The 26,638-nt window shown below is 41.5% G+C and carries 21 protein-coding genes; 5 read left to right on the forward strand and 16 right to left on the reverse strand.

The annotated features are described in order from the left end of the window. Window positions 1-142: 142 nt before the first annotated feature. The 6 genes from glgA to HMPREF2917_RS05575 form a co-directional block, all read right to left on the reverse strand. Complete coding sequence (gene glgA, locus HMPREF2917_RS05550) at window positions 143-1,570, reverse strand: glycogen synthase GlgA (RefSeq protein WP_070589437.1); 1,428 nt, start codon at window positions 1,568-1,570, stop codon at window positions 143-145. Next, window positions 1,570-2,706, reverse strand: coding sequence for a glucose-1-phosphate adenylyltransferase subunit GlgD (gene glgD / locus HMPREF2917_RS05555; protein ID WP_031573430.1), 1,137 nt, complete (start codon window positions 2,704-2,706; stop codon window positions 1,570-1,572). The genes glgA and glgD overlap by 1 nt, the downstream gene beginning before the upstream one ends. Further along, complete coding sequence (locus HMPREF2917_RS05560) at window positions 2,696-3,838, reverse strand: glucose-1-phosphate adenylyltransferase (protein ID WP_014713084.1); 1,143 nt, start codon at window positions 3,836-3,838, stop codon at window positions 2,696-2,698. The genes glgD and HMPREF2917_RS05560 overlap by 11 nt, the downstream gene beginning before the upstream one ends. A 50-nt stretch (window positions 3,839-3,888) precedes the next feature. Beyond that, complete coding sequence (glgB, locus tag HMPREF2917_RS05565) at window positions 3,889-5,796, reverse strand: 1,4-alpha-glucan branching protein GlgB (protein ID WP_031573435.1); 1,908 nt, start codon at window positions 5,794-5,796, stop codon at window positions 3,889-3,891. A 330-nt stretch (window positions 5,797-6,126) separates the two neighbouring features. Continuing rightward, entirely contained in the window at window positions 6,127-7,860 is a 1,734-nt protein-coding gene (gene ptsP, locus HMPREF2917_RS05570; protein WP_003006414.1) for a phosphoenolpyruvate--protein phosphotransferase, read from the reverse strand. A 3-nt stretch (window positions 7,861-7,863) separates the two neighbouring features. Next, a complete protein-coding gene (locus HMPREF2917_RS05575) occupies window positions 7,864-8,127 on the reverse strand; it encodes a phosphocarrier protein HPr (RefSeq protein ID WP_003006411.1) in 264 nt (87 codons plus the stop codon). A 475-nt stretch (window positions 8,128-8,602) separates the two neighbouring features. Here HMPREF2917_RS05575 and nrdH point away from each other — a divergent pair, with 475 nt between their 5' ends. From nrdH to nrdF, 3 genes are all read left to right on the forward strand, one after another. After that, entirely contained in the window at window positions 8,603-8,821 is a 219-nt protein-coding gene (gene nrdH, locus HMPREF2917_RS05580) for a glutaredoxin-like protein NrdH (RefSeq protein WP_003006408.1), read from the forward strand. A gap of 114 nt (window positions 8,822-8,935) precedes the next feature. Further along, window positions 8,936-11,095: a class 1b ribonucleoside-diphosphate reductase subunit alpha gene (gene nrdE, locus HMPREF2917_RS05585; protein WP_004219930.1), complete on the forward strand. Its 2,160-nt coding sequence runs from the start codon at window positions 8,936-8,938 to the stop codon at window positions 11,093-11,095. Between the two features lie 113 nt (window positions 11,096-11,208). Then, window positions 11,209-12,168 carry a class 1b ribonucleoside-diphosphate reductase subunit beta gene (gene nrdF, locus HMPREF2917_RS05590; RefSeq protein ID WP_031573445.1) on the forward strand — a complete coding sequence of 320 codons (960 nt, stop codon included), beginning with the start codon at window positions 11,209-11,211 and terminating at the stop codon, window positions 12,166-12,168. Between the two features lie 374 nt (window positions 12,169-12,542). On the opposite strand, the gene alaS is transcribed toward nrdF, so the two are convergent. The 10 genes from alaS to HMPREF2917_RS05640 form a co-directional block, all read right to left on the reverse strand. Then, complete coding sequence (alaS, locus tag HMPREF2917_RS05595; RefSeq protein WP_004219906.1) at window positions 12,543-15,161, reverse strand: alanine--tRNA ligase; 2,619 nt, start codon at window positions 15,159-15,161, stop codon at window positions 12,543-12,545. A 24-nt stretch (window positions 15,162-15,185) separates the two neighbouring features. After that, the gene (locus tag HMPREF2917_RS05600; protein ID WP_070589439.1) at window positions 15,186-15,671 is read right to left on the reverse strand and encodes an LURP-one-related/scramblase family protein; all 486 of its coding nucleotides are present in this window, start codon (window positions 15,669-15,671) and stop codon (window positions 15,186-15,188) included. Between the two features lie 253 nt (window positions 15,672-15,924). After that, window positions 15,925-16,869, reverse strand: a complete 945-nt coding sequence (gene prsA / locus HMPREF2917_RS05605; RefSeq protein ID WP_070589441.1) for a peptidylprolyl isomerase PrsA — start codon at window positions 16,867-16,869, stop codon at window positions 15,925-15,927. Between the two features lie 72 nt (window positions 16,870-16,941). Next, window positions 16,942-17,661: an O-methyltransferase gene (locus tag HMPREF2917_RS05610; RefSeq protein ID WP_070589443.1), complete on the reverse strand. Its 720-nt coding sequence runs from the start codon at window positions 17,659-17,661 to the stop codon at window positions 16,942-16,944. Window position 17,662: 1 nt separating this feature from the next. Continuing rightward, complete coding sequence (pepF, locus tag HMPREF2917_RS05615; RefSeq protein WP_070589444.1) at window positions 17,663-19,465, reverse strand: oligoendopeptidase F; 1,803 nt, start codon at window positions 19,463-19,465, stop codon at window positions 17,663-17,665. A 72-nt stretch (window positions 19,466-19,537) separates the two neighbouring features. Next, window positions 19,538-20,488: a competence protein CoiA gene (locus tag HMPREF2917_RS05620; RefSeq protein ID WP_070589446.1), complete on the reverse strand. Its 951-nt coding sequence runs from the start codon at window positions 20,486-20,488 to the stop codon at window positions 19,538-19,540. Window positions 20,489-20,561: 73 nt separating this feature from the next. After that, on the reverse strand, window positions 20,562-21,137 hold the full coding sequence (locus tag HMPREF2917_RS05625; protein ID WP_070589450.1) for an LptM family lipoprotein: 576 nt from the start codon (window positions 21,135-21,137) through the stop codon (window positions 20,562-20,564). A gap of 167 nt (window positions 21,138-21,304) precedes the next feature. After that, window positions 21,305-22,477: an MFS transporter gene (locus HMPREF2917_RS05630; protein WP_070589452.1), complete on the reverse strand. Its 1,173-nt coding sequence runs from the start codon at window positions 22,475-22,477 to the stop codon at window positions 21,305-21,307. A 70-nt stretch (window positions 22,478-22,547) separates the two neighbouring features. Next, on the reverse strand, window positions 22,548-23,894 hold the full coding sequence (locus HMPREF2917_RS05635) for a DUF1958 domain-containing protein (protein ID WP_070589454.1): 1,347 nt from the start codon (window positions 23,892-23,894) through the stop codon (window positions 22,548-22,550). 188 nt (window positions 23,895-24,082) lie between these two features. Then, window positions 24,083-24,790, reverse strand: a complete 708-nt coding sequence (locus HMPREF2917_RS05640; protein WP_003006372.1) for a glucosamine-6-phosphate deaminase — start codon at window positions 24,788-24,790, stop codon at window positions 24,083-24,085. 307 nt (window positions 24,791-25,097) lie between these two features. Between HMPREF2917_RS05640 and queA the strand changes: the two genes are divergently transcribed. Further along, the gene (gene queA / locus HMPREF2917_RS05650; protein WP_070589455.1) at window positions 25,098-26,126 is read left to right on the forward strand and encodes a tRNA preQ1(34) S-adenosylmethionine ribosyltransferase-isomerase QueA; all 1,029 of its coding nucleotides are present in this window, start codon (window positions 25,098-25,100) and stop codon (window positions 26,124-26,126) included. Between the two features lie 11 nt (window positions 26,127-26,137). Then, window positions 26,138-26,608, forward strand: a complete 471-nt coding sequence (locus HMPREF2917_RS05655; RefSeq protein ID WP_003006364.1) for an arginine repressor — start codon at window positions 26,138-26,140, stop codon at window positions 26,606-26,608. The last annotated feature ends 30 nt before the right edge of the window (window positions 26,609-26,638 follow it).

The raw sequence follows: 26,638 nt of genomic DNA on the forward strand, positions 1-26,638 counted from the left end.
CCGGGATTTTTTACCTTTACCTATCTTATCTTTTTTCTTCTATTTTAGCAAGCTCTAAAACTCAAAAATATAAACCGTTTTCTTTATAGGAAGAAAGCAACACAAAAAAACGCCTCGAAAGGCGTTTGTATCATAGATCTATTTATAAGGATTGGTACAAATCATTGTATCGTTGACTAGCCGTATCCCATGAGAAGTCACGCGTCATAGCTTGCTCTTGGAGACCATACCAAGCCTGTTTGTCATTGTAGTAGACAGCCAAGGCTTCATCAACTGCCCAGTTAAACCAATAGCCAGACAAATTATTGAAACTAAAGCCTGTTCCACTTCCATCAACAGCATTATACGGTTGGACCGTATCTCGAAGTCCGCCGACTTCATGCACCAGAGGAAGGGTTCCATAACGCATGGCCATCATTTGAGAAAGGCCACATGGTTCAAAGCGGCTTGGCATCAAGAAGACATCCGACGCTGCATAGATTTCTTGGGCCAATTGGACATCAAATGTGATATTCGCTGAAAGTTTATCTGGGTAGGCTTGACCAAACCAAGCAAAGGCATTTTCAAATCCAGGGTCTCCTGTCCCCAGCAAAACAATCTGAATATCCTTTTGCAAGAGTTGATGCAACTCTTCTACCACCACATCAAAACCTTTTTGACGTGTCAAACGAGAGACGATCCCAAACAAAGGAACATCATCGCGAACAGGTAGACCAACACGTTCTTGAAGAGCTCGTTTGCTAGCTGCTTTACCTGAAAGATCTGAGAGACTGAAGTGATACGTCAAGAGTGGATCCGTTTCAGGATTATACAGATCTGCATCAATCCCGTTAACAATTCCGGTCACCTTGCCAGACTCCATCCGAAGGATCTGATCCAAGCCACAACCATATTCAGCAGTCATAATCTCATGCGCATAGCTAGGAGAAACCGTTGTTACACGGTCAGCATATAGAATGCCGGCTTTCATCCAGTTCAGGCAATCATTCCACCGAAGCGTTCCATCTGCATAGCGTTCAAATCCAACTCCGAATAGGTCCCACAACATTCCTGGGTCGAACTGACCTTGGAATTCCAAATTATGGATAGTCAATACTGTTTTAATTTCATGATAAGCTTGAATCCAACGGTATTTTTCCTTCAGCAAGAAAGGAATCATCGCCGTATGGTAATCATGGGCATGAAGAACATCTGGAATGAAGTCAACCCGTTCCATCGTTTCTAAAGCCGCGAGCTGGAAGAAGGCGAAGCGTTCTCCATCATCAAAGTCACCATAGACATGACCTCTAAAGAAATAATGTTGGTTATCAATAAAGTAAAAGGTGACTCCATCACGCACAATACGTTTCACACCAACATATTGACTTCTCCAGCCAACCTTGGTCTCAAAATGCAAAACATCTTCGATTTGATCTCCAAACTTAGTCTCTACCATATCATAGTAAGGGAGGATCACGCGCACATCATGACCACTTTTCGCTAAGGATTTAGGAAGAGCGCCAATAACGTCTCCCAATCCGCCTGTTTTAGAAAATGGTGCACCTTCAGCTGCAACAAATAATAGTTTCATTAGACAATATCCTCTGTAACAATCGTTCCTTTTTTAACCACGACAGGTGCTTCTTCTGTCCCACGAATCGTCACACCAGCAGCCACTTCGACACCCTTATCCAGGATGGCATATTCGACGATTGCATTTTCATGAATCACAACACCAGGGAAGAGAAGACTACTGCGGACTTCTGAACCTTCATGAAGGTGTACCCGCCGTGAAACAACGGAGCGTTCAACGGTTCCTTCTACAATACTACCCGAAGCAAATTGAGACGTTTTAATATGTGAAGTCTTGGAATAATACGTTGGTTCTTCATTCTTCACTTTCGTATACACCTTTTGGTTTGGTGAAAAGAGCTTCATGAATTTTTGGTTTTCCAACATATCCAAGTTTGCATGGTAGTAGGATTCAACTGAATGAATATTGGCTAGGTAACCTGTATATTCAAAAGCAAAAGCATTGTATTCCACCGCCAAATCACGCAAGATATAGCGCAATTTTTGTGGGTATTCTTTCTTGGCTTCTTCTTCAATTTTTTCAATCAACCAAGGAGTATCCACAATAAAGACATCTGTCGACATGTTGTAGACTTCGTCAGGATCCTTGCCATCGAAAAGTCTTTGCTCTGTAACATGGTCTGTTTCATCAATTTCCAAGATAGCATTGACTTCAGAGATATTTTGAAGATGCAACTTCTTATAAACCACTGTAATCGGACGGTCAACGCTATTATGCAAGTGGAAAACTTGATTGAGGTCAATATTCATCAAGACATCACAGTTCAAAGCAACTGTTTGGTTGGAACCAGACCGTTTCAAATAGGTCAATAATTGTTGGTAGTATTCTGGCCCTACATTTGTATTTTCAACAGGAGTGTTATAGATTCCGAGGTAATAGTGGCTCAATAAAGTAGACAAGCCCCACTCACGACCTGAACGAATATGGTCAAAGACCGAACTAATATTTTCTTGTTGGAAAATCCCAAAAACACTACGAATACCAGCATTCGCAAGACTAGACAACGGGAAGTCAATCAAGCGGTATTTCCCATCAAATGGTAGAGATGCTACCGGACGATGGCTGGTCAAAGTGGACATATCATGATACCCAACTGTATTTCCTAAAATGGCTGAATATTTATCAATCTTCATCTGTTGCTACCCCCACTTTTTCATTGTAACCGACAACTTGTACTTCCTCTGTTCCATCAATCACGACACCTTCTGCAATGACTGCACCTTCCCCGATAATCGCGCGTTTCACGACAGCTCCTTTACCGATAATGGCATTGCTCATCACGACAGCATCTTCGACAACTGCTCCTTCACGAACTTGAGCTTCTGTTGATAAGATGGAGTGTTTGACTGTACCGTCTACCGAACAACCGTCGACGACAAGAGAATCTTCGACGTGGCCATGTTCCCCAAAGAAGTTCGGTGGAGAAATGAGGTTGCGTGAATAGATTTTCCAGTGACGATCGCGACTATCCAAGGCATTATTTGGATCGATATATTCCATATTGGCTTCCCAAAGAGACTCAATCGTACCAACGTCTTTCCAATAACCATTGAATTCATAAGCATAAACACTTTCGCCTGATTCTAGATACGTTGGAATGACATTTTTACCGAAGTCTGACATATCGATATCACTCTTTTCAGCAGCAACCAACATATTGCGGAGACGAGCCCAGTCAAAGATGTAAATCCCCATGGAAGCCTTGGTAGATTTTGGTTCAGCTGGTTTTTCTTCAAATTCGACAATCCGATTATTGGCATCTGTATTCATGATTCCAAAACGGCTTGCTTCCTTCAAAGGTACATCTAGGACGGCAACAGTTAAGCTTGCATTATTATCCTTGTGCGCTTGAAGCATATCATCGTAATCCATCTTATAGATGTGGTCCCCAGATAATATCAAGACATATTCCGGATTGATGCTGTCGATATAGTCGATGTTTTGGAGGATGGCATGGCTAGTTCCTTCAAACCAACGATTTCCTTCACTAGCTGAATAAGGTTGGAGAATAGACACACCTGTATTGATTCCATCCAAGCCCCAACTGGAACCATTTCCAATATGGCTGTTAAGTGCAAGGGGTTGATACTGTGTAATCACACCAACATTGTGAATTCCTGAGTTGGCACAGTTTGAGAGAGCAAAATCGATAATCCGATAGCGCCCACCAAATTGAACCGCAGGTTTCGCGATGTTTTTGGTTAATTTTCCAAGACGTGTTCCTTGCCCACCGGCAAGAATTAAAGCGAGCATTTCATTCTTCATTGACTACTTCCTCTTTTTAAAGCTTGGACTCCCTTAGAGTCAACCGATCATCATTTTTTATCTGATGTTTTAGATTTCGTTTTGCGAACCTTCCGTTTCACCTTCCAAATGCTAGCCCCTAAAGCCGGCAAAGTAAAGGTCAAAGTTTGTTCATAATCCTTCCACAGTCCATCTTGAGACTGAACTGTCGGATTGTGCTCTTTCCAGACACCTCCCCATTCTTCTAATTCTGTATTCCAAATTTCTTCATAGACCGCTGATACAGGCACACCAATCGTAAAGTCCTTGCGTTCTACTGGTGCCATATTGAAGACGCAAACCAAAAGATCGCCTTTACGATTTTTCCGGATCATAGACAAGACGCTCTGATCCCGGTTATCTGCATCAATAATCTCTAAGCCATCAAAGCTATCATCAATCTCCCACAATTCCTTGTGTTCTTTGTAGAAATGATTGAGCTGAGAAGTGAAACGACGCATCTTAGCATTCATTTCATCCTCTAGATTGCCCCATTCCAGTTGCTCTTCTGACTTCCATTCCAAAAATTGACCAAATTCTGAACCCATAAAGAGTAATTTCTTACCTGGATGGCAAATCTGATAGGTCAAGAGGTTACGGAGTCCAGCAAATTGATTGTAACGATCTCCCCACATCTTATGCATCAAACTCTTCTTACCATGCACCACTTCATCATGTGAAAATGGTAGTAAGAAGTTTTCAGAAAATGCATACATGAAACTAAAGGTTACCAGGTTAAAGTCAAATTTCCGGTAGATGGGATCTTCTTCGTAGAATCGAAGGATATCATTCATCCACCCCATATTCCATTTATAGTCAAAGCCAAGTCCACCTTCTTCTTCAGGACCCGTGATCTTTTGACCAGCAGAACTTTCTTCTGCAATCATCATGACATCTGGGTGTTCGTTCTTGATAATCGCATTCAACCGTCTAAGGAAATGAACGCCTTCGTAGTTGAGGTTTCCACCATCAATATTTGGTGTCCATGGACCACTATCGTAGTCAAGATAGAGCATATTGCTCACAGCATCGACCCGAATCCCATCTAAATGATAGGTATCAATCCAAAACTTCAAACTAGAAATCAAGAATGACTGGACTTGATTCTTCCCTAAATCGAAGTTCAAGGCTCCCCATCCGTAGTTATGGGCACGATGTTCATCCTGGTATTCAAAGGTTGGTGTTCCATCATAATAAGCCAAGGCATCATCATTGATAATGAAATGTCCTGGTACCCAATCCACGATCACTCCGATATTGTTGAGGTGGCATTCTTCCACGAAGTCTTGAAACTCTTCTGGGCTACCATAAGTCTGCTCGAGTGCAAAATATCCCATGAGCTGATAGCCCCAACTCAAGCCCAATGGATGGGCCATCACTGGCATAAATTCCACGTGGGTGTAGTTCATCTCTACCAGATACGGAATGAGTTCATCTTTTAGTTGTTTGAAGGTGTAGGAACTGTGATCCTCATTTCGTTTCCAAGATCCTGCATGAACCTCGTAAATATTAACAGGTCGTTCCTTAAAACCAAGTTTTTTACGGCGTGCTCTCCAGAGACCATCTTTCCAGTTTTTCTCTGGAATGGTCTTAATAATAGATCCTGTATTGGGTCTCTTTTCCATCCATAACGCTAGAGGATCGATTTTTTGCACCTGATGACCATTTTGTCGAGTCACCAAATACTTGTATATATCTCCCTCTTTTGCATCGGAACAGAAGACTTCCCAGACGCCTCCTTCATTACGAACCATTGGAATTTTACGAGCTTCCCAATCAGTGAAATCACCAATCAGATCCACCGCCTGAGCATTGGGAGCCCAAACACGGAAGGTAAAGCCTTCTTGTTCTCCCCTTGTTTCCTTGTGAGCTCCTAAGTACTCTTGAAGATGGAAATTATCCCCTCTTCCAAATGTCCATAAGTCTGTGCTTCTATCCATATACTCACCTCTTTATTTTTTTGAAAGCGTTTTCTAGTTGTTTTTATTTTACTATAAAATCACTTAATTTTCAAGTTGATTCCAGGAAAATCATGTAAATTTATCAGGAAAAGTTCTTTCATTTTCTCTTCCGAACCTTTTACTTCATTCCTTCGCTTTCCTCCTAATCTTACTTACGATTATACTATATATACGAGGAAAATTAAACAAAAAACCGAACATTTAAATCACTATTTTTATTACTAACTAGTTTATTACGAATAAAATGAACATTTTTATGTACAATGTAAAAAAAGACTAAGACAAATTTGTCTTAGTCTTGATCGACTCTTAGTCTACGTTCACGTATTCTTTTGAAAGTTCAAGAACTTCTTCCATTGTTGAACATTCAGTCAGAGCACGGTTAGCGTATTCTTGCATTTTAGCTGTGTCGAGTTTCTTCATCAAGCTACGTGTACGAAGGACAGATGTCGCTGACATAGAGAACTCATCCAAGCCCATTCCGACAAGAAGTGGAACGGCAGTTTGGTCACCGGCCATTTCACCACACATACCAGCCCATTTGCCTTCAGCGTGAGCCGCTTTGATCACGTTGTTGATCAAACGAAGGATAGATGGGTTATATGGCTGGTAAAGGTATGAAACTTGTTCGTTCATACGGTCAGCAGCCATTGTGTATTGGATCAAGTCGTTTGTACCGATTGAGAAGAAATCAACTTCTTTAGCAAATTGGTCCGCAAGCATCGCAGCAGCTGGGATTTCAATCATGATACCTACTTGGATATCATCTGCCACAGCAACACCTTCCGCAAGCAATTTAGCCTTTTCTTCTTCAAGAATACCTTTAGCTGTACGGAACTCTGTCAACAAAGCAACCATTGGGAACATGATCCGCAATTTACCGTGAACAGATGCACGAAGCAATGCACGCAATTGGGTACGGAACATTTGGTTACCTGTCTCAGAGATAGAGATACGCAAAGCACGGAAACCTAAGAATGGGTTCATTTCTTTAGGAAGATCAAAGTAAGGGAGTTCTTTATCCCCACCGATATCCATTGTACGAACGACAACAGGTTTACCGTTCATACCTTCAAGAACTGCTTTGTAAGCTTCATATTGGTCATCTTCAGTTGGGAAGTCTTGAGAATCCATGTACAAGAATTCTGTACGATAGAGACCAACAGCTTCTGCACCGTTATCGTTCACACCTTCAACATCTTTAGGTGTACCGATGTTAGCAGCCAACTCGAAGTGTTTTCCATCAGCAGTCACTGTTTTCGCATCTTTAAGGAGAGCCCATTCAGCTTTTTGTTTAGCATAAGCTTCACCAGCTGCTTTGAACTCTGCGATTTGTTCTTCAGTAGGGTTGATCACAACTTCACCAGTGATCCCTGAAACAGCCAAAACATCGCCATCTTTGACAAGTTCTGTAATGTTATTTGTACCAAGAACAGCTGCGATTTCAAGTGTACGAGCCATGATAGCTGAGTGACTTGTACGTCCACCGATATTCGTGACAAAAGCTTTTACATACTTTTTGTTCAACTGTGCTGTATCAGATGGAGTCAAGTCATGCGCAACCACGATTGCTTCTTCATTGATAGAAGCAGGGTTTGGCAATTTCTTACCAAGCAAGTTGGCAAGGACACGTTTGGTAACGTCACGAATATCTGCTGCACGTTCTTGCATGTAAGGATTGTCTTCCATTCCTTCAAAGATCGCAATGAACATGTCAGTGACTTCTTTCAAGCCTGCTTCTGCATTGATTTTTTTCGTACGAATTGTTTCTTTGATCTGACCAATCATTTCAGGGTCAGCAAGAACCATCATATGCGCATCAAAAACTTGCGCTGCTTCTTCACCAAGGCTTGCTACTGCATTCTCCCGGATAAGAGAAAGCTCGTTTTGTGAAGCTTCAAGAGCTGCATCCAAACGAGCTTCTTCTGCACTTGTATCTTCGACTGAAACAGTCTCAAATGATAAGTCTGGTTGAATGAGCAAATATGCCTTAGCAACGGCAACACCGTCAGATGCTGCAATTCCTTTTAGCATTTTTGTCATATTTTAAGCCAATCCTTCTTTAGTCATTGTTTCTGAGATAGCTGCGATAGCATCATCAGCGTCAGCACCTTCTGCAGAGATTACAACGTCTGCTCCTTGACCAACACCAAGGCTCATAACACCCATGATTGATTTCAAGTTAACTGATTTACCTTTGTATTCAAGAGTAATATCTGAAGCAAATTTGCTAGCAGTTTGAACCAACAAAGTTGCTGGACGTGCGTGGATACCTGTTTCTGCCACGATGTGGAAATCTTTAGAAGCCATAGTTTGACTCTCCTTTTTAAAAATAGTTTTTGAGTTACCTTTTGATAACCCTTACAATTTGGTATTATATCATCTTTTGAAATTTTTTTCAAGATTTTTATCACTGACTTACAGAAAAAGACTGCGAAAAATCCCAATTTAGATACATTTTAAGAAGCACTTGAAGAACAGAGGAAATATCTTTTCAATTTTCTACTATATTATAAGTAACATTTTCCTCCGCTTTCAATGAAAAGAAGCTCTTTAACCACAGGATATTGATTCACCAAAAAATTATAACTAATTAAAGATGCTTTAAAGCCTATTCCTATCCCATTTCTTCGATTTTCACACTTTTCACTCACCACAATATATTGTGCTTTGAAAACTCCATTTCATCTCTTTGCACAATATTTAGTTTTATTTTGTTGACAAGTTGCTGGATTTTGTTTATACTGTTTACAGATTTATATTTCGATAGGAGAACGGAAAAGAAATGGTAACCATTTATTCAAAAAATAATTGTGTTCAATGCAAAATGACCAAGCGATTCCTCGATAGCAATCACGTGGAATATCGCGAAATTAACTTAGATGAACAGCCAGAATTTGTAGAGCATGTTAAGAACCTTGGCTTCAATGCTGCTCCAGTTATTCAAACACCGGATGAAGTATTTTCTGGTTTTCAACCAGCTAAGTTGAAGAAACTTTCATAATAAACACAGTATTTTGCTTAAATAGGGTCTAGCGTTAGCAACCTAACACTAGACTTTTTACTTGTAAAGAGAGGACTTCTCCTCTTCATTTTTTTGAACTAGAAAAGGATTATTATGGGATTAAAATCTCTTGAAGATGTGACGTATTTTCGTCTTAACAATGAAATCAACCGTCCAGTAAACGGCCAAATCATGCTTCATAAGGATAAAGAAGCTTTGGATGCGTTCTTTAAAGAAAATGTTGTACCAAATACTAAAGCCTTTGACTCGATTACAGACAAGATTCAGTACCTTCTCGAGCACAATTACATTGAGAGAGCTTTTATCGAGAAATACCGTCCTGAATTTTTAGAGGAATTGGCCCAATTTATCAAAGACCAAAACTTCCAATTCAAGTCCTTCATGGCGGCCTACAAATTCTATAACCAATACGCTTTGAAAACAAATGATGGAGAATACTATCTTGAAAGCATGGAAGACCGTGTCTTCTTCAATGCTCTCTATTTTGCAGATGGAAATGAAGCTATCGCGCGAGACATCGCAAACGAAATTATCCACCAACGCTACCAACCAGCGACTCCTTCTTTCTTAAACGCTGGACGTGCCCGCCGTGGAGAATTGGTTTCATGTTTCTTGATCCAGGTAACCGATGATATGAACGCGATCGGACGTTCCATCAACTCTGCCCTTCAACTGTCTCGTATCGGTGGTGGGGTTGGGATTTCTCTCAGCAACCTTCGTGAAGCTGGAGCACCAATCAAAGGGTATGAAGGAGCCGCTTCTGGAGTGGTTCCAGTTATGAAACTCTTCGAAGATAGCTTCTCTTACTCTAACCAATTGGGACAACGCCAAGGGGCTGGGGTGGTTTACCTCAACGTCTTCCACCCAGACATCATCGCCTTCCTTTCAACTAAGAAAGAAAATGCTGATGAAAAAGTTCGGGTGAAGACTCTCTCACTTGGGGTCGTCGTGCCAGACAAGTTCTACGAGTTGGCGCGTAAGAATGAAGAAATGTACCTCTTCAGCCCATACTCTGTGGAACGTGAATACGGAGTACCATTTAACTACATCGACATCACTGAAAAATACGATGAGTTGGTTGCTAATCCAAATATCCGCAAGACTAAAATTAAGGCACGTGATTTGGAAACTGAAATTTCTAAATTGCAACAAGAATCTGGCTATCCATATGTAGTCAACATTGATACTGCTAACCGGGCAAACCCTGTTGATGGAAAAATCATCATGAGTAACTTGTGTTCAGAGATCCTTCAAGTTCAAGAACCAAGCTTGATCAACGATGCCCAAGAATTTGTTCAAATGGGAACAGACGTCTCCTGTAACCTTGGTTCAACCAACGTAGTTAACATGATGACTTCACCTGATTTTGGTCGTTCGATTCGTGCCATGGTTCGTGCTTTGACCTTCGTTACAGATAGCTCTCATATCGTAGCCGTTCCAACTATTGACCACGGAAATAAACTGGCGCATACCTTTGGTCTTGGAGCCATGGGACTTCATAGCTACCTTGCCCAACAATTGATCGAATACGGATCACCGGAGTCTATTGAGTTTACGAGCATCTACTTCATGCTCATGAACTACTGGACTCTCGTAGAATCAAACAACATTGCGCGCGAACGTGGTGTTACCTTCCACAACTTCGAAAAATCTGATTATGCCAATGGTACTTACTTTGATAAGTACACGACTGGAGAATTTGTACCAAAATCTGATCGCGTCAAAGAACTCTTTAAAGATATCTTTATCCCAAGTGCTGAGGATTGGGCAGAACTGCGTGCTAAAGTTCAAGCAGATGGTCTTTACCACCAAAACCGCCTAGCTGTCGCACCAAATGGATCTATCAGCTACATCAATGACGTATCTGCTTCTATCCACCCAATTACACAACGGATTGAAGAACGCCAAGAGAAGAAAATCGGTAAGATCTACTACCCTGCAGCAGGATTGTCAACGGAAACGATTCCTTACTACACTTCTGCCTACGACATGGATATGCGAAAAGTCATCGATGTCTATGCTGCTGCAACTGAGCATGTAGACCAAGGTCTTTCACTGACTCTCTTTATGCGCAGCGATATTCCAAAGGGTCTTTACGAATGGAAAACTGAAAACAAACAAACCACTCGTGACTTGTCTATCCTTCGGAACTACGCCTTTAACAAGGGTATCAAGTCTATCTACTACGTCCGTACCTTTACAGATGATGGTGGAGAAGTTGGCGCCAACCAATGTGAAAGCTGTGTCATCTAATCCGCTATCCTAGATAGCTATCAAAAGTCGGTTCGCCGACTTTTTGTGCGGTATTCTATCAATTTATGGTAGAATAGTAACGATTGAATGAATAGAAAAAGAAAGTGATGCAAATGGAAACATACTACAAAGCCATTAACTGGAATGCGATCGAAGATGTCATCGATAAATCGACCTGGGAAAAACTGACAGAGCAATTCTGGTTGGATACACGTATCCCTTTGTCAAACGACTTGGATGACTGGAGAAAGTTGTCGAATAAAGAAAAAGACCTAGTTGGTAAAGTCTTTGGGGGATTAACTCTTCTAGATACCATGCAATCTGAAACAGGTGTTCAAGCCCTTCGTGCGGATATTCGTACTCCCCATGAAGAAGCTGTCTTTAACAACATCCAATTTATGGAATCTGTCCATGCTAAGTCATACTCTTCTATCTTTTCTACTTTGAATACCAAGTCAGAAATCGAAGAGATTTTCGAATGGACCAACACCAATCCTTTCCTTCAAAGGAAGGCAGAAATCATCAACGAAATCTATCTCAATGGGACTCCCCTTGAAAAGAAAGTCGCCAGCGTTTTCCTTGAGACCTTCCTCTTCTACTCTGGTTTCTTCACACCTCTCTACTATCTTGGAAACAACAAATTGGCCAACGTAGCTGAGATCATCAAGTTGATCATTCGGGACGAATCAGTTCACGGAACCTATATCGGCTACAAGTTCCAACTTGGATTTAACGAATTACCAGAAGAAGAACAAGAAAAACTCAAAGAATGGATGTATGACCTGCTCTATACCCTCTATGAAAATGAAGAAGGCTATACAGAGAGCCTCTATGACGGTGTGGGCTGGACAGAGGAAGTCAAGACCTTCCTTCGCTACAATGCTAATAAAGCCCTCATGAACTTGGGACAAGATCCACTCTTCCCAGACTCAGCGGATGACGTCAACCCAATCGTTATGAACGGAATCTCAACCGGTACATCTAACCACGACTTCTTCTCTCAAGTCGGAAATGGTTACCTTCTCGGTGAAGTAGAAGCCATGCAGGATGACGATTACAATTACGGACTATAAGAAGAAAAACCTTTCCGTTTGGAAAGGTTTTTAAATGTAGACAACCTATTGTTTTACATAAAACAGATAGATGATTTTCAAAAAATGACTTTTATTTTTTAAAGATTAAAAACTTTCCGCCGTGAGAAAAGTGTCTGAGACATAGTAGTCTCAGACACTCGGAATTCTTGAGACCTTAGTTTCAAGAATTAGTCATGGAACTTCGTAGAAGTTCGCTGACGTCCGTACTCACCTAAGGAAAGTTTTTCAGAAGACTTTATCTTCAATCTGAAACCTTTCCAGACGGAAAGGTTTTTTTGTTGCAATCTTTTTCTAATTGGATCTGCTTCTTTTTTGAAAAAAGAGGTTGAACAAACATCCAACCTCTTCGATAATTACAATTTACCTGCTACAGCATCCAACAATTCTTGGATCTTGGCTTGGTTGCTTCCTCCTGCCATGGCCATGTCTGGTTTACCACCACCACGTCCATCGACGATTGGAGCCAATTCTTTGATCACATTACCTGCATGCACATCTTTTGTCTTGCTGGCTACAAGGACATTGACCTTGTCACCGATGGCTGCGACAAGAACAAGCACATCAGAGTAATCTTTTTGTTTCCAGTTATCCGCAAAGGTACGAAGGGCACCTGCATCTGATACAGAAACTTGGCTGGCAATGTAACGGTGTCCGTTTGCTTCTTGAACATTCTTGAAGACATCACCTGCTGCCGCTGCTGCTGCTTTTTCCTTCAATTCTGCATTTTCTTTTTGCAATTGACGGAGTTGTTCTTGAAGACCTTCCACCTTGTGAGGGACTTCTTTGAGTTGAGGAGCTTTCAAAGTTGCTGCGACTGCTTTCAGAGCATCTTCTTGTTCACGATAAGCTTCAAAGGCTTCCTTACCAGTCACTGCCAAGATACGACGAGTTCCTGATCCGATCCCTTCTTCTTTGACAATCTTGAAGAGACCAATTTCAGAAGTGTTACCTACGTGAGTACCACCACAGAGCTCAACAGAGTAATCACCAATAGTGACAACACGGACTTCCTTACCGTATTTCTCACCAAAGAGGGCCATGGCTCCCATTTCTTTAGCAGTATCGATATCTGTTTCAATTGTTTCGACTGCGATCGCTTCCCAAATCTTTTCATTGACTTGTTGTTCAATAGCTCGCAATTCTTCAGGAGTTACGGCTTGGAAGTGGGTAAAGTCAAAGCGAAGGAATTCTACTTCGTTGAGAGATCCTGCTTGGGTTGCATGGTTACCAAGGATATTGTGAAGAGCCGCATGGAGCAAGTGAGTCGCAGTGTGGTTCTTCATGACACGATGACGACGATTGGTATCGATCGCCAAGGTGTATTCTTGGTTCAAGGCAAGAGGAGCAAGAACTTCAACAGTATGAAGTGGTTGTCCATTTGGTGCTTTTTGAACATCTGTCACTGTCGCTACGACGTTTCCTGCAGCATCCAAGATTTGACCATGGTCCGCAACTTGTCCACCCATTTCAGCATAGAATGGAGTTTCTGCAAAGATCAGTGATGCAGTCCCTTCAGATACAGCTTCTACTTCTGCATTGTCCGCTACAATAGCCACCAACTTAGAAGGCAATTGGCTAGCATTGTAGTTGAAGCTACTTTCAACTGTAATGTTTTGAAGGGTTTCATTTTGCATCCCCATGGATCCGCCTTTAACAGCTGATGCACGCGCACGTTCTTGTTGTTCCTTCATGGCTGCTTCAAAACCTTCACGGTCGACTGTCATACCTGCTTCTTCTGCGATTTCTTCTGTCAATTCCACTGGGAATCCGTATGTATCATAGAGTTTGAAGACATCTTGACCAGCAATCACTGTTTGACCTTTGGCTTTCAAGTCTTCAACGATGGTTTGGGCAAAGTGTTGACCAGAGTTCAAGGTACGAGCAAATGATTCTTCTTCACTCTTGATAATTTTTTCGATAAAGTCTTGTTTTTCAAGTACTTCTGGGTAGTAGCTTTCCATGATCTTCCCAACGGTTGGAACCAATTTATACAAGAAGGTTCCTTCAATCCCCAATTTTTGACCATGCATGGAAGCACGACGGAGGAGACGACGAAGAACGTAACCGCGTCCTTCATTACCTGGAAGAGCCCCATCTCCAATCGCAAATGAAAGCGAACGGATGTGGTCAGCAATCACCTTGAAGCTCATGTTATCGCCATCTGGATCATAGGTTTTACCAGACATCTTTTCCACTTCACGGATGATCGGCATGAAGAGGTCTGTTTCAAAGTTAGTCTTCGCCCCTTGGATAACGGCTACCAAACGTTCCAAACCTGCGCCCGTATCAATGTTCTTGTGTGGTAATTCCTTGTATTCGCTACGAGGAACTGCTGGGTCAGCGTTAAATTGTGACAAGACAATGTTCCAGATTTCGATGTAACGGTCGTTTTCGATATCTTCCGCAAGCAGACGAAGACCGATGTTTTCAGGGTCAAAGGCTTCTCCACGGTCAAAGAAGATTTCTGTATCTGGTCCAGAAGGTCCCGCACCGATCTCCCAGAAATTGTCTTCGATTGGGATCAAGTGACTTGGATCTACACCAACAGCGATCCAACGGTTGTATGAATCCTTGTCGTCAGGGTAATAGGTCATGTAAAGTTTGTCTTTAGGGAAATCAAACCATTCCGGACTTGTCAAAAGCTCATAAGCCCACGTAATGGCTTCATCACGGAAGTAATCTCCAATAGAGAAGTTCCCCAACATTTCAAACATGGTATGGTGACGGGCAGTCTTCCCTACGTTTTCGATATCGTTGGTACGGATGGCTTTTTGAGCATTGGTAATCCGTGGATTTTCAGGTTTGATGGTTCCGTCGAAGTATTTCTTAAGAGTGGCAACCCCTGAGTTAATCCACAAAAGCGTTGGGTCGTTTACTGGAACCAAGCTAACAGATGGTTCTACAGAGTGACCTTTGCTTGCCCAGAAATCAAGCCACATTTGACGGACTTGTGCACTAGATAATTGTTTCATATTTTTCTCCTAATTTTTTTAAGCTTAATTTGCGCCAGCTTCTAACATTTCGACATAATCGATGGCGACACAAAGTGAGATGACTAAATCAGCGTATTCATCCTCATAGACCGATACTTGGTAGGTAGAGGTTAGATGAAAGAGTTCCTTGCTAATCTCAGCGACGATTTGATCCCGATCATCGAATAATTTGAATTCTAGGTCCCAGATATTTCCTTGTACCCGAAGTCCCAAATCTTCGATATCGTATTTATCCCTGAAGAGCGTCAGTTTTTTATGGATAAAAAAGCGGTCCCCATCCTTCAACTCAACCACAAACTTAGGAAGAAGGCTGATTGTTTTTTTAACGATGTGGCTCACTTCTTGTCCATTCTTATCGTAGATGGTAAAAGTCTTGGGAATCTTAAGAAAAGATCCCTCAACCTGGTACTCAACATTTCCCAACTCATCTTTGATATCGAACCGCTCGCCACCCAATCGAAATTTTTGTTTCACTTGATAGGTTCGCATCTTTTGATCTCCTTTAAAAAGCTCCAGACAACTGCCCATAAACAAAAAACAAGCCACTAAACGAAGGGCGAAAAACCGCGGTACCACCTTCATTCAATGAACTTGTCATTCTTCATTTTATATGCAATTGTCTCAGCCGAGTAGCAAAATCATTTCTCTTCCATGGCTCGCACCCCCGCCACTTCTCTGATTCCGAGTAACAATGATTTATTCTCAACTATTTCATTATACAAGTTCCAAAAGGAACCGTCAACTATTTTTTAGATGATGATTTGCTATCGCTCGTTTGAACACCGATATTTTGCAAATATTGGTTAAATGTTGATTTGAAGGCATCATCTTTGACCTTGATATTAGCATTGGTCATCGCTTTTGCAATAATGCTACGGATGTAGTTGGTATCTTGCTTACGACCGTCAACAATGATCTCTTTCAAACGTTTTTCGTATTTCTTCCAGTCAGAACCTTTTTCTGTCTTCTTATTCAACTTGACAATATAGTAGCTAGCAGAATAGTTTTGACCTGCTGAAACTGTGATCACATCTGAAATACCGTTTTCATCCAATTTAAAGGCAGCTTCTTTGACTTGAGATGGAATATTTGCTGTTCCTGAATCGAACTTAACTTCGCCACCTTTATCTTTTGTAGCAGTATCTGTTGAATTGTCTTTGGCGATTTGGGCAAAGTCTGCACCTTCCGCTTTAGCTGCTTCCAACACTTCTTTTGCTTTATCTTCTGAATCCAACTTGATAATTTGTGCTGTTACTTCTGGTGTGTAAGATTCAAAAGCCGCCTTGTAGTCAGACTCTTTGATATCTTTCTTAGCAGCTTGGTTGACTGCATATTCCAACAACATATTGCTACGGATTTGTTTCTTCGCTGTTTCTTCCGTCAAGCCTTGTTGCGCCAAGTATGCATCGAATTGGTTACCTAATTGTTTCTTTTGTTTAGCCAATTCTTTATCGACTTCTTTATCAGAAACTTTTGATCCATATTCTTTTTCAAAGACTTTATTGATGGTCATTTGGAAAAGAACTTGTTGAGCACCTTGGTTGGTTTTGATTTCATTATAGAAATCAGAAACTGTGATCGTGTCCCCTTTCATGGTCACGATATCTTTGTTTGTGCCATTGGCACACGCTGCTAGTGTTACGACTGATAGCAAGGTCACAGCACCCGCTACAAGTTTTTTCTTCATGAAAATTATTCTCCGTTCCTTTTTAAACTTCTTCTATTTTACCACAAATTAGAGAGAATACCTTAAATTTACCTAAAAAGAGCTAGGATCTGGCAAGGTTACCGTCTCTGCATTTTTCCGAATCATCAAAATACCATCTCCAAGTGGCACCAAACTAGCGGTCAAATCTGGATGATTGAGAGTCGCATGAAAGAGGTTCTGAAGCCCCCGGTAAATGGTTCGTTGTCCACGACGCACTTCCATGATGTCCTTGGCAACATCTCCTCCTTGGAAAATATCATCCAGTACCACAATTCCCCCAACCTCTAAGAGTTCGAGAATCCGTGGTAAAAAGACGATGTACTTAGACTTAGCAGAGTCCATAAAGACAAAGTCATAGATCTCTGTTAAATCCTGCAATACATCTACTGCATCTCCTTCAAGCAAGGTGATTTGCTTTCTCTGATCGTATTTAGCCAGATTTTCCTTAGCAAAGCCAATCATCTCTTCATTCCGATCAATAGTGGTAATTTGTGCATCGGGAGCATTTTCAGCCATTAAGAGCGCTGAAAATCCAATTGCTGTCCCAATTTCCAGGATTTTCTTTGGTTGTAGGGCTTGCAGGAGTAGTCTAAAGTAAGCTACCGTTTCATGCGGAATAATCGGAATATTTTCCTTTCGGGCGAATGCTTCTAACTCCTCCAAGGCACCTGCTACCGGTTTTTGACGCGTGCGCATAAAGTCAACGATCTCATCTTTAACCACTGGCCTGCGCATATTGTGGTTGGCATTTTTACTATAAGACTCTACCATCTTATGCGAGTCCTAATTTTTCTACTAGGGCTTCAAATTCATTCAACCGACGTTCAAAGACCGCAAAGGCTGCGTCCAAGTAGTCTTCTTTTTCCATATCCACACCTGCTTTGCGGATGACATTGAGTGGATAGTCAGAATTTCCAGCCTTCAAGTAGTCGATATATTTATCACGATCTTCTTGTGTTCCATGAACAATTTTTTCAGCTAAGGCTGAAGCTGCTGCAAAACCTGTTGAATATTGGAAGACATAGTAGTTATAGTAGAAGTGAGGAATCCGAGCCCATTCATATTGGATCTCAGGGTTGTCTTCTTTTGAAAGACCATAGTATTTTTCATTGAGCTCTGCATAGAGGTTGTTTAAGAACTCACTAGTCAAAACGGTACCTTCTTGGTCTGCTTTATGGATGGCATGCTCAAATTCAGCAAACTGCGTTTGACGGAAGACGGTTCCACGGAAGCCATCCAAGAAGTGATTCAAAATAGCAAAACGAGTTGCATCGTCTTCTACTTCTTCTAACAGACGTTCGGTCAGGATATTTTCATTGGTTGTAGAGGCGATTTCGGCAAGGAAGATGGAATAGTCCCCATAGACATAAGGCTGGGTTTCACGGGTATAGCTAGAATGCATACTGTGACCAGTTTCATGCACCAAGGTGAAGAGATTATCCAATGTATCTTGCCAGTTCAACAACATGAAGGCATTGGTATCATAAGAACCACCTGAATAGGCACCTGAGCGTTTTCCTTGGTTGACATGCACATCAATCCACCGTTCGCTAAAGGCACGTTTCACACGAGAAAGGTAGTCCTCACCCAAAACAGCCAAGACTTCTTCTGCTTTGGCCAACGATTCTTCATAGGTAAACTTGTAGTCTGTATCGGATAATGGCGTATACATATCGTACATCTTCAAGTCTGAGATTCCTAGAATTTTTGAACGCAATTGCACATAGCGTTGCAAGAGTGGCAAGTGTTTGTTCACAGCTGCTACCAAGCTATCATAAACACTTTCTGGTACAAAGTTTTCAGAAAGGGCTGCTTCACGAGCAGATGAGAATTTGCGAACTTTGGCATTGAAGTTGTGAACTTTCACATTGGTTTGCAAGGTTTTTGCATAGGTATGTTGGTACTGTTCATAGACCTTGTAGAGACCTTCGTAAGCTTCTTTACGAACGGCACGATCTTTTGATTCTACCAATGAAATATAGTTTCCATGTGTCAACTGAACTTCTTCACCCTTGTCATCATGCACAGTTGGGAAAACAATATCTGCATTGTCCAAGATTTCAAAAGTTTCACCACCTGACGCAAAGATCTCACCAGCTCCTGCAAGTAATTCCTCTTCTTTTTGAGACAAGACATGTTCTTTTTTCTCTAGCAAACGATCAAAATAATGTCCATATTGTTCCAAGGCTGGAACTTCACTCACAAAGGCCTTGTATTGCTCATCCGTAATGGCCATGAATTCAGGCTCATAGAAGGCAAAGGTTTCACCTAACAAGCTATAAAGAGACATCCCTTTTGATTGGTACTCTTGGTATTTAGCCACTCGTGTGTCTTGGTCATTTTTCATATGGGCATAGACGTAGACCTTTTCTAAACGACGGCTCAATTCTAAATATGCATTGGTTGTATCCAACAGTGTTTGCGCTGAATCCAACAAATGACCAGCATAGTGGCTTGCTGCTTTAATATCTGCAGCTAAGCTAGCTGCTGCTTCTTCCCAAGCTTGATCTGTCGCAAAAATAGTCGACAAATCCCATTGGTATTTTTCATCAATTTCATTACGTTGTTTTACCATTTCGATTAATCCTCCAATGGTACTATTTTAGCATAAAAATGAACATTTCGGGAGGATTTCTATCTTAGAAAGTTAGCTTTTCTGCTGAGCATAAAAACGTGGGGGATAAAGGATCTGAACAGGTTGGATCCCTTGCGACTGATAATAGGTCATAAACTGCTGGTAGTAATCTTCTACATCCTCTTCAATTTGAAGCAAGTTCTGTGAAAGGATCGGACGACAAAGAGGATAAAAGAAATCCAGCCCCAGTTCCATCAGATGGTTTCCCTGCAAATAGAGTTCTTCCTGAAGCTTCAGCCACTTTGGGTGACGATAAAAGAGTTGCTGCTGTATATACGTTAAAAATGTACGATCGAGCTCGACTGCCATTTGCCGCATGGGTTGTGAAAGATAAGGGGTCCGTAAGACATCCAGTAAAGACCTTTGACCAAAAGGGAAAACTTCTGTTTGATAATGCAATCGCCCTCTCAAATCCTCATGGATGAGGTATTGCAAACGTAACTCTTTCTTTGTCAGATCCAATTCCCAAAGATGGAACCCGCGATTCTGACTAAAATAAAGAAAACCAGCCTGTAGCTTTGTCAGTCTTTCCTTGAGCCACAACTTTTTACCAAGTAACCAATAGACCTGGTAACCATGGGATCGATAAGCATCGCTTCTCTCCTTCAAGCGTTCTAAAGATAGGGAGCTGCACTGCACTTCCAAAGCTAAGTTCTTGTCTACTACCAAAAGATCGGCAATTTGTTGAAAGTCTGCTAAATAACTTTCTACCTCTGTTTTAGACTCCTTAGAGGCCCAGTCATAAAGACTGGCTTTCAATTCCAGATGTTCAAAACTCTCCGCTTCGTGATGATAGGGACAATGCTGTAATTCTACATGAGCAAAATGAGCCCGTAGAACCGAGCCATTTTTTAGACGCACTGGACTATGACAAGCTAAGCAATAGAAGGGACCTTCTGTCACAGCTGGGATCTCTTCCATACAGTTCCACCGCTTTTGATTGTTATCCATGGCAATAAACATAGCCCCACCTCCTCATCTATATCATTCGAAAAAAAATAAGAAAAAGGCTGGAAATTCCAACCTCTTCTTCCTTTTATTCTTCAGAATCTGAATCATCACTGTCGTCATCTGCAACAGGAGATTTACTCAATTCTTTCTGCATATCTTTCATTTCTTTACGAGTACTTTCCAACTCTTCTCGAGCATCTTTCAAGCTTTCGATCAAAGCTTCACGCTTTTCTTTAGGAACGACTGTGCTATCTGAACCGATGCTTTCCAAGCCTTCATTAAAGATATCTTTTTGGTTTTCCAATTCTTGCTTCAAAGCACTAATCGTTGCATCGTATTGTTCTTTTGCAGAACCTGTCACAGAAGTGCCTGCTTCTTCAGTAATAGAAACAGATTGATCCATTAATTTTGCAAACAACTTTTTGAAGTCTCCAACTGTTTTAGCCTTGCTGATTTCAGCATCTGTTAAGAGACTAGAAGATGAAGACTCTTCTGAATCTGTTGAAGTATCCTTACTTTTTGAAGTGTTGTCAGATTTGCTCGTCACTTTAGTAGTTGATTGACTATTTGAAGTTTCCTTCTTTGTGTCTTGTTTGTTTGAACAAGCAGCTAGGGAAACAATCGTCAAAAGAGCAGCTGTCGATAAGATCATTTTTTTCATAAAATGGTCTCCTTTATATTTATTTTACCTCATTCTATCATCGAATACTTTGATTGTCAAATTAATCACTAGTTCTTAATAATAGCAAAAAAGTTGGACAAAACACTATGAGATCAGTGTTTCTGTCCAACTCCTCGATGATTAGTCATACAATTGTAACAATTTCATTAGTCTACTTTGCCACCAAAAAGGCCGTGAGCCTTCCCTTGGGGCATTTTTAAGGCAAAGCTCAGTAAAAAGACGATCCCTACAACCCCTGCTAAAAAGAAACTCATGACTTGGTAACCACCTCTTTCAATACAGAGGGCTGCGAAGGGTTGTAAAAGAATGGTTCCTAAATAACGAGCTCCTTGGACAATGGCCATGGCAAGAACCAAGTCTTTGCCATTCACCTGTTGGGCAATAAACCGTAAGGAGACCATAATCAAAACCATCCCTGTTGTATGCTTGGCTAAAAGAGTCAAAAGCACTTTTAAGAAGACAGGACTTGGAAGAGCGTAGACAGCATATTGAGCAAAAATAATCCCGATTGGAAGAGCGATCAAAACCCGTAAAGGCCAGTGGTCCATGAATCGATCAGAGAAAAAGATCAAGGGGGCTTCCACTACGACGGAGATAGCTACAACCGTAGAGGCAATATGGACTGGTAGACCACTATCCATGAGCAACTCAGGAATATAGGTATGACCAATATTTCCAACCCCTGAAGCCAAGCCAATCAAAATGATAAAGAAGAGATAAGGTCCATTATGAAGAAGAGGACGAATAGAGACCGGCTCTTTAACCTTTTCTTCTGTTTTCTCTCTTGTCTTCATCCGAACCGCACTTAGGCAGAAGAGACTCAATACAATGGTGATCAAAACCGTATAATAGACAGCTTGGGGGCTAAACTGATGATAGACCCAGCCGGCTATTTGAACACCGACCGAGTAGCCAATGGTTCCCCAAACGCGAATCTTCCCAAAAGCGTATGGACTTTGCGTTGCAAATACTTCCATCATGGGAGCTGTCCCATTTAAACAGACTAGAACAATCCCATAAAAAACGGTCAGCCAAAAGAGATTGGGGGCCCAAAGAAAACCGAGGACACCACCAATGATCACACTCAGACTGAGAGTCGTCATTTTTACGATTCCAAATCGCTCATTGATATACCCAAAAAAGGGTTGGGCTACCATAGATAAGAAAAAGGCAACCGATACCAAGGTCGACACTTGAGTTGCACCATAGTGCTTTCCCATCAAATAAACGGAAATAAGGGTCGTAAAGAGAGATGTGGACATAAAATAAAAACTATAGAGCAGCATATACGCTGCATAAGAATTTCGGAATCTTTTCATATAAGTCCTTTCTAAAAGTATCTTAATAGAACAATGACAAAACCCAACTGACAATCAGTTAGGTTTTATTTTATTCTTTATTATAGCGCTTTTGAGCCTCTTTTTTGCGTCTCTCACGACTTTGTTTTTCAATCGAGAGAATGATGACAAGAATGAGAATCGGAATCAAAATCAGGAAGTGATCCAGCGAAAGCCATTTACTGTGCTTAGCCGTTGTCTTTTTCACACTTGCTGTTTCTTTGACAAGCTCTGGCTTGGCCCCTTCTTCCACCTTCATATCATCTCGGATACCTTCAGACAACGTATAGAGATCATTATCTACTGTCAGATAGCCATCTTTTACCGCAAGGGTCGGTTCTTTAGCACCTTTTTTAACCGTTGCATAGAAGGGTTTTTCGAGTGTATAGGTCTTGCCGTCAATCTTCTGGACACCCGCATCTAACAATTTTTTATAGCCAAAATCTTTATAAGCTTTTTCGATCAAGGCATTGCCAAACGGATGGCGGTAATATTCCCCATCTTGGTCTGCCCAATCTCCTACGCCCATAATGACAGCAATTAAGCGCTGATTGCCCCGTTTGATGGTCGCGATATAGTTGAAAGCTCCACGAGGACTTGAACCAGTTTTTAAACCATCCACACCTTTCAAGGCATACTTGGCTCCTGGCAATGAATAATTGTAGGTATCAAAGGTTTCCTCATACGGAGTTCCTTTTTTGACCGTGACTTGGGCTTGATTGGTATAGTTTAAAATATCTGGGTATTGATTGATAAAATGATAGACCAAAATCCCTAAATCACGCGCAGTTGTCTGGTTAGCCGCATCATTTGGATAATTGTTGACCTGATAGTAGCCTTGCAAGGTGGAGATGGCCGCCCCACTCGGGTTATTCCAGACCGTGTTGGTCATCCCTAATTCCTTAGCTTTGGCATTCATGCGCTCGATAAAGGCATCTGGATCATTGTTGGACATAAGATTGGCCAACATGAGGGTCGATACATTTGAGGATGGAACCACTGTCATGGTAATCAACTCAGGAATTGTGTAGTCTACCCCAGCAACAATATTATTGTTGGAGATCTCATAGATCTTTCCTATCGCTTGGTCTGAAGCGGTCGCCTTGATCACTGTATCCTTACTGATCTTGCCATTTGCCATATCTTCAAACAAGAGATAGAGGGTCATGAGCTTACTCATGCTGGCAGGATCTCTGACTTCATCGATATTGTCTTTCCAAAGAACATTTCCCGTATTGCCGTCAATGATGAGTGAAGAATGTGGACGGTTAATGGCTTGGACATTGTCATTTGGGTACATCTTTTGCGCCATATCCACCAATTCATCCGCACTCGCTAGAATTGGCTGGCATAAGAGACTCAGAAGGAGGCAAATATGGATCAAATATTTTTTTATCATAAACTTTTCCTTTATAACAGACTAATCAGCTGGAGGATAAAATAAGCTTCTAGCCCTCATGCCCTTTCCTCTTGTCTCCCAGTAGATGAAAAGAGCTAATCCCAGCAGATAATTACTTGTATTGTACCATATTTTGAAGCAGAAAAAAACCTATCTGGCCCGAATAAATCGGCGATAGGTCCTGTTTTTTATCGACTTAACAAGCTCAAAGCTTCCTTATCCGCAATAATGGTCACATTTGGATGTCCTTGAAGGGCACTAGCTGGCACTTTTTCTGTCCTTTCCCCCTCTACCGTACCTTTGATCGCTTGGGCTTTTGATTCCCCATAAGCAAATAAGACAATTGATTTCGCAGCTAAGATATTGGCAATCCCCATCGAAATGGCTTGGGTTGGTACATCTTCGATCTTATCAAAGAAACGAGAATTAGCTTCAATGGTAGAGGCATCCAACTGAACTAAGTGGGTCTGACTATCAAAGGATGTCCCAGGCTCATTAAAACCGATATGCCCATTGCGTCCGATTCCCAAGATTTGAAGATCCACTGGATGGTCTTCGAGTATTTTGTTATAACGGATCACTTCTTGATCGGCAGATTCTTCTACACCTGATGGGAGATAACTTTCTTTGAATGGTTTGGCATCAAAGAGGTTTTTCTCCATGAAATACCGATAAGATTGAGGATCATCTCCCGTCAACCCTACGTATTCATCTAAGTTCACACTGATTAGATTAGACAGATCCAAATCACTTTCACGAATTTGTTTATAAAACTCAAGGGGACTGCTTCCAGTCGCAAGACCTAAGGTTTGAGCACCTTCCTTTAAAGTTTCTTTTAATATATCAAAGGCAACTTTTCCACCCTCAATTTGGTCCTTTACTTCAATAATTTTCATTGGATAGACCTCCTATTTCTCTATGCTTTTATTATATGGTATAGACCAATTTTTGTCAAGTGAAACCGCTATCTTTTTCTGGCATTTTTTTCATTTTCAAGTCGATTCGTGATATAATGAAAGGTATGATTGTATCACTATTATTCATCATTTTTTTGATCGGACTCCTTGTCTTTCTCTTATCTTTCTTGATTCATCAAAGAAAGATTCTCAAGGTCCTGATCTTTTTGATGGGAATCAGCCTGATGCTCTTAGCTGTCGGGACTACCATCTATCTACTCACAAATTTATTATAAAAGGAGCGCAAATGAATACTAACGACTTTGACTTTGATTTGCCTGAAGAACTGATTGCTCAAACCCCTCTTGAAAAACGAGATGCCTCTAAACTCTTGATCCTCGATCGAAAAACAGGGCAATTCCAAGACCGTCATTTTGATGCAATTTTGGATGAATTGGAGCCAGGAGATGCTCTTGTCATGAACAATACGCGCGTACTGCCTGCCCGTCTTCACGGCGTCAAGCCAGAAACAGGTGGTCACGTCGAATTCCTTCTCCTTAAAAATACGCAAGATGACTGTTGGGAAGTCTTGGCAAAACCCGCAAAACGCTTAAAGGTCGGGGCCACAGTCAGCTTCGGAGATGGTCGTTTGACCGCAACCGTTGAGGAAGAATTGGAGCATGGTGGGCGCATCGTTCGCTTCCACTACCAAGGGATCTTTTTAGAAGTCTTGGAAAGCCTTGGTGAAATGCCACTTCCTCCCTATATTCACGAAAAGCTTGCTGACCGCGAGCGCTACCAAACCGTTTACGCCAAAGAAAATGGTTCTGCTGCAGCTCCAACGGCAGGTCTTCATTTCACCCAAGAATTGCTCCAAAAGATTGAAGCAAAAGGTGTTCACCTGGTCTATTTGACCCTTCATGTGGGCCTAGGAACCTTCCGTCCAGTATCCGTGGACAATCTTGAAGACCATGAGATGCACTCTGAATTTTACCAACTTTCTGAAGAAGCTGCCGCGACCCTTCGTCAGGTAAAAGCTGCAGGGAAACGCATCGTAGCCGTCGGAACGACTTCTATTCGAACCCTTGAAACGATTGGTAACAAATTTAATGGAGACATCCAAGCCGATTCAGGTTGGACCAATATCTTTATTAAACCAGGTTATGAATGGAAAGTCGTCGATGCCTTTTCAACCAACTTCCACCTTCCAAAATCAACTTTGGTCATGTTGGTTTCTGCCTTTGCCGGCCGTGAATTAACCCTCGAAGCATACCACCATGCTATTCAAGAACGCTACCGCTTCTTCAGTTTTGGGGATGCTATGTTCATCAGGTAAAGGAGTCTCTCATGAATAAAATTGAAAGTCGCCACCGCTTGATCCGCTCGATCATTTCTGAGCGTAGGATTCATACCCAACAAGAACTTCAAGAAGCCTTAGAAGCCAATGGCGTTCTCGTTACCCAGTCCACCCTTTCACGGGATGTCAAATCCTTGAATCTAGTAAAAATTAACGAGGGGGATAGTTCCTACTATGCCATGAATACGATCGCTCCTTCCCGTTGGGAAAAGCGCCTGCGGATGTATATGGAAGATGCCTTAGTCATGTTGCGGCCCGTTCAAAACCAGGTCGTTGTAAAAACTCTTCCAGGCCTCGCTCAATCTTTTGGAGCGATCTTAGATGCATTGGAACTCCAAGAAATTGTAGCTACCATCTGTGGAGACGATGTCTGTTTGGTTATCTGCGAAGACAACCAAGGAGCTTTGGATTGCTTTGAAAAATTAAAAGAATTCACCCCACCTTTCTTCTTTAGTAAATAAAAAGAGAGTGGGACAGAAATCGGTAATTCG

It is taken from the genome of Streptococcus sp. HMSC061E03 (assembly GCF_001813505.1).
Classification (GTDB): Bacteria; Bacillota; Bacilli; order Lactobacillales; family Streptococcaceae; genus Streptococcus.